A 1,987-nucleotide genomic window follows, 5' to 3' on the forward strand; every position below is an offset into this window, starting at 1 on the left:
GACGACGGAGATGAACCCCTCCTCGCCGAGGATACGGCGGTCCTTCAGCGACGCCTCCGCGACACCGCCGACATTCGACCCGTCGACGTAGACGTAACCGCACGGCACCGCGCCCACGATGCGCGCCACGCCGTCGACCAGGTCCACCACCACGCCGTCCTCGGCCAGGGCGACCCGCTTGCGCGGCACGCCGGCTGCCATGGCGACCTCCGCGTTGGCCTGCAGGTGCCGGGCCTCACCGTGGATCGGCATCACGTTGCGCGGCTTGACCAGGTTGTACGCATACAGCAGCTCACCCGCCGACGCGTGGCCCGATGTATGCACGTTCGCGTTGCCCTTGTGCACCACCGTCGCCCCAGCGCGGGTCAGACCGTTGATCACGCGGGAGACCGCGTTCTCGTTCCCAGGGATCAGGGACGACGCCAGGATCACCACGTCGTCCTGGCCGATCCGGATGGCCGGGTGATCCCGGTTGGCGATGCGCGACAGCGCCGCCATCGGCTCGCCCTGGGAACCGGTGGACATCAGGACAAGCTGATCCGGCGGAATGTCGTCGATGCTCTTCAGGTCGATCAGCGTGCTGGCCGGAACGGACAGATACCCGAGGTCGCGCGCGATCCCCATGTTCCGCACCATGGACCGCCCCACGAACGCCACCTTGCGGCCATGCCTCACCGCCACGTCCAGCACCTGCTGGACGCGGTGCACGTGGCTGGCGAACGACGCCACGATGATCCGGCCAGGTGCCGCTGAGAACGTCCGATCCAGCACTGGCGCGATGTCGCGCTCATGGGCCGTGAACCCCGGGACCTCGGCGTTCGTCGAGTCCACCAGGAACAAGTCGACGCCCGCGTCGCCGAGCCGGGCGAAACCGTTGAGGTCGGTCAGCCGCCCGTCCAGGGGCAGCTGATCCATCTTGAAGTCGCCGGTGTGCAACACGACTCCGGAGCTGGTCCGGATCGCCATCGCGAGCCCGTCGGGGATGGAGTGGTTGACCGCCAGGAACTCCACCTCGAACGGGCCGAACTGCTCGGTCTGGCCTTCCTTGACCTCGAGCTGGTACGGGTCGATCCGGTGCTCTTTCAGCTTCGCTTCGATCAGCGCCAGCGTGAGCCGGGACCCGACGATGGGCAGGTCCGGCTTCTCCCGCAACAGGAAGGGCACGGCCCCGATGTGGTCCTCATGGCCGTGGGTCAGCAGTACGGCCTCGACGTCGTCGAGGCGGTCCCGGATGTAGTCGAAGTCCGGAAGGATCAGGTCGACGCCTGGTTGATGGTCTTCCGGGAAGAGGACTCCGCAGTCGACGATGAGCAGCCGCCCCGAGTGCTCGAAGACCGTCATGTTCCGGCCCACCTCGCCGAGGCCACCGAGCGGGACGACTCTCAGCGCCTCCGGAGCGAGTGGTGGCGGTTCGGGTAGTTCGGGATGCGGATGGCTCACAGGACCCCCGCCTCGGAGAGGTCAGTACGCAGCTCGGCGACCTGCTCGTCGGTGGCGGGGATGAGGGGCGAGCGCATGTGGCGGCTCTGAATGATTCCTAATGTATGGACGGCCGCTTTGGCCATGATTGCTCCTTGCGTTCGGGTCATAATCGCGCGCACGGCCGGGATGAGCTGGCGGTGCAGGCGCAGCGCCCGGGCCAGGTCACCCGAGTCGACGGCCCGGGTCATCTGGGAGTACTGCCGGGCGGCGACGTGCGCGACGACGCTCACCACACCCACCGCGCCGTGCGTCAGCAGCGCGAGGTTCAGTGCGTCCTCGCCACTGTAATAGGCGAGGTTGGTCCGGGCCATCACCTCGGACGAGGCGAAAAGATCGCCCTTGGCGTCCTTGACCGCGACGATCCGGTCGTGCTCGGCCAGGCGCAGCAACGTCTCGGTGGTGATCGGCACACCGGAACGGACGGGGATGTCGTACAGCATCACCGGCAGGTCCGTGGCGTCGGCGACGGCCGTGAAGTGCTGCCGCAGCCCTTCCTGCGGCGGCC

Annotated in this window: 2 protein-coding genes; both read right to left on the reverse strand. The window is 67.9% G+C overall.

Features of this window, described 5'->3' with window-relative positions:
* The coding region (locus ELR45_RS11905; protein WP_240759503.1) for a ribonuclease J at positions 1 to 1,440 on the reverse strand (1,440 nt) is incomplete at its 3' end.
* Positions 1,437 to 1,987, reverse strand: a 551-nt coding sequence (locus tag ELR45_RS37600; protein ID WP_205856452.1) for a dihydrodipicolinate synthase family protein, incomplete at its 5' end; no start/stop codon positions are given. The genes ELR45_RS11905 and ELR45_RS37600, both read right to left, overlap by 4 nt.

The organism is Phytoactinopolyspora endophytica (assembly GCF_004138495.1).
Lineage (GTDB): Bacteria > Actinomycetota > Actinomycetes > Jiangellales > Jiangellaceae > Phytoactinopolyspora > Phytoactinopolyspora endophytica.